This window comes from Bacteroides sp. CAG:633 (assembly GCF_000435115.1).
Taxonomy (GTDB): Bacteria; Bacteroidota; Bacteroidia; order Bacteroidales; family Bacteroidaceae; genus Bacteroides; species Bacteroides ndongoniae.
In genome coordinates this window covers 45903-48199 of the sequence record NZ_FR883103.1, presented here as the reverse complement: position 1 = coordinate 48199, position 2297 = coordinate 45903, and the positions used below count along the sequence as shown (strand labels likewise).

General features: G+C 53.9%; 4 protein-coding genes and 2 pseudogenes. All 6 read left to right on the top strand.

What is annotated here, in order from left to right; translation table 11 throughout:
* Nucleotides 1-124, top strand: a pseudogene (locus tag QVP67_RS10765) (chromosome partitioning protein ParA); the annotation flags it as partial.
* Nucleotides 125-180: 56 nt separating this feature from the next.
* Nucleotides 181-594, top strand: a complete 414-nt coding sequence (locus tag QVP67_RS10760) for a hypothetical protein (protein ID WP_022163571.1) — start codon at nt 181-183, stop codon at nt 592-594.
* 2 nt (nt 595-596) lie between these two features.
* Nucleotides 597-1184: a hypothetical protein gene (locus QVP67_RS10755; protein WP_022163570.1), complete on the top strand. Its 588-nt coding sequence runs from the start codon at nt 597-599 to the stop codon at nt 1182-1184.
* A gap of 12 nt (nt 1185-1196) precedes the next feature.
* On the top strand, nt 1197-1649 hold the full coding sequence (locus QVP67_RS10750; protein WP_022163569.1) for a hypothetical protein: 453 nt from the start codon (nt 1197-1199) through the stop codon (nt 1647-1649).
* 88 nt (nt 1650-1737) lie between these two features.
* Nucleotides 1738-2094 carry a DUF4134 domain-containing protein gene (locus QVP67_RS10745; protein WP_022163568.1) on the top strand — a complete coding sequence of 119 codons (357 nt, stop codon included), beginning with the start codon at nt 1738-1740 and terminating at the stop codon, nt 2092-2094.
* 18 nt (nt 2095-2112) lie between these two features.
* A pseudogene (locus tag QVP67_RS10740) lies at nt 2113-2297 on the top strand (DUF4133 domain-containing protein); the annotation flags it as partial.

Sequence of the window (2297 nt, the reverse complement as noted above, 5' to 3'; positions counted from 1 at the left end):
CGGACGGGTAACGGGAAAAATCCCCAAGCGTGCCGACATGGAGCGTTTCAGCACCATGGCCGCCCTCGACATGCAGGCCGGCATCGTGGCATCCGTATTTGAAGAAATCTATGCCGACATTTTCGGCAATAACGAGAATCAGAACGAACAATAATCAGTAACCATCAAACCCATAACGCAATGGCAAAAAACATTCCGGAAATAGACGACCTTATCAAAGGCATCAACGACCCAGAAATAACCCTGACCGACAAGCGTCAGGAAGAATCTGATGTACATGAGACAGGAAAGGCTGAGACAACGGCCGGACATACAACAGCCCCCGTTTCCCTGAGCGGCGGCCTTGAAAAGTGCTGGGAGGATTTTCTCTCCTTCCTTGAAGACACGGGCACCCACGACGACAAGAAAGAGCGGCTGGTATGCAAGCTCGACCGTGACCTTGCCGACTCGCTGGACGACTGCGACATCCGTGGCCGCTGCCGTTCCGACCTGGTGAACGCCATCGTCCGTGCCTTTTTCGGCGCGTTCCTGCCGCAGCTCGCCCGCTACCGCCGGGAGAACAAATCGCTTTTCATGAACCTGAAAGAGATATAACCATGGGAAAAGAGAAATGGAACGAAAACAGGCTTGCCCTGCTTGCCGAACTCTATCCGGTAGAGACCACAGCCTACACAGCCGGCATACTCGGCATGAGCGAGACGGCGGTGAAGAACATGGCACGCAGGCTGGGCATCGTGAAAATAGCCAAGTCCGGGTGGATGGAACGTGCCGGATATATCCGCAGCCACTTCCATGAGTATTCCTTCTCTGAAATGGGCAGGGAACTCGGCATCACCAAGACAAGCGTCAGCCGCATTGCGGCCAGGCTGGGACTGAAACGTACCGGGGAACAGGCACGCAAGGTGCTGTCCCGTGTGCGGAACGAACTCATACGGAAAGAGAGGCGGCGTGTCATCTTCGGACTTGAACCGCTGACACGGCTGAAGGTCGTGTCCAACAGGGCACGGGTCAGGCTGCGCTCCCGGCTGAAAAGCACCGGCTATATCGTGGGCGACGAGCGCAACATCCTTTATTATAGCGACACGCTGGTACGCAGGGAACAGCTGGAATCAAGAGGCGGCAAGCTGGGACTTCATTTCCTTCCCCTGCCGGAAGACGGAATACCGGGTATGACAACCATATAATATGTACACACCATGCAATACGGACAAATAGTATTCCTCCTTTTCACCACCCTTGTCCTTTACTATGCGGCACTCATCGTGCTTGACATACAGAAAGCCAGGGCCGCACAGGCGGCGGAGCAGGACGACAATGCGGAAGAGGACATCGACATATCGGATGAAGCGCAAACCTTCAAGGCTGTCAAGGTCAGTCGGGATGAACCCGAAAAGCAGCAGGAAATTTCTCAGGAAGAAAATACGGAAGCATCTGACCAAGCATCACAGTCTGATGATACGAAAGCTGCCGGTAACGAACCGGAGCAACATTCTGAAAGTGAAAAGCCTTTCCGCCGTCCCGGTTACAGGGAAGCCGTCATGACGGACGGCATCCTCGTGGAAGACCTCCTCACCGAGATAAACAGGCTGGCGGAGACCGGCAGCTGCGATTTGGGTGCGCTTATCTTCACCTGCGAGAATGCGAGGTAATGATTCATTACAGAAAAAATATCACGGGACTTTCACCAGAAAGCCCGACGTTCCTTTAGTGATAGAACTTCATAAACATGTTTTGAAAATGCAAAAGTTAAGAAAACAATTACATCGTGCGGCAAACCGCATCAAATGTTCCCGTTTTGCACAGAAGAGTGTACTGGCCGCCATCGCCATAACCGTTTCGGTGAGCGAGGCCATGGCAGGCAGCAAGGGAGCGGCAGGTTTCACCAAGGCCACCCAGGAAGTCAGTTCCTACCAGGAACCCGTGTCGAACCTGATGAAGGCCATCGCCGCCGTCATCGTCCTTGTCGGTGCGTTCAACGTCTATTTCAAGATGCAGAACGGAGACCAAGACGTGAAGAAAACCATCATGCTGACCATCGGAGGATGTATCGCGTTCATCGCATTGTCAGAGGCTTTGCCCTTGTTCTTTACATAACAGGCTTGACAGAATCCTATGGACAAGGAAGGCTATCCGGTATTCAAGGGGCTGCAGAAACCGCTGGAGTTCATGGGCATCCGCGGCCGCTTCCTCACGCTGGCGGCGGCAGCCATCGGCGTGTCCTTTGTCGGCTTCATCGTCTTCTCCATCGCCTTGGGAAAGATAGCGGGCTTCATCGCCATGCTCGTCATGGCGGTAGC

Bases quoted from the DNA above. Each gene is read 5' to 3' on its own strand.
- QVP67_RS10760 (WP_022163571.1), top strand. From the start codon at position 181: ATGGCAAAAAACATTCCGGAAATAGACGACCTTATCAAAGGCATCAAC.
- QVP67_RS10755 (WP_022163570.1), top strand. From the start codon at position 597: ATGGGAAAAGAGAAATGGAACGAAAACAGGCTTGCCCTGCTTGCCGAA.
- QVP67_RS10750 (WP_022163569.1), top strand. From the start codon at position 1,197: ATGCAATACGGACAAATAGTATTCCTCCTTTTCACCACCCTTGTCCTT.
- QVP67_RS10745 (WP_022163568.1), top strand. From the start codon at position 1,738: ATGCAAAAGTTAAGAAAACAATTACATCGTGCGGCAAACCGCATCAAA.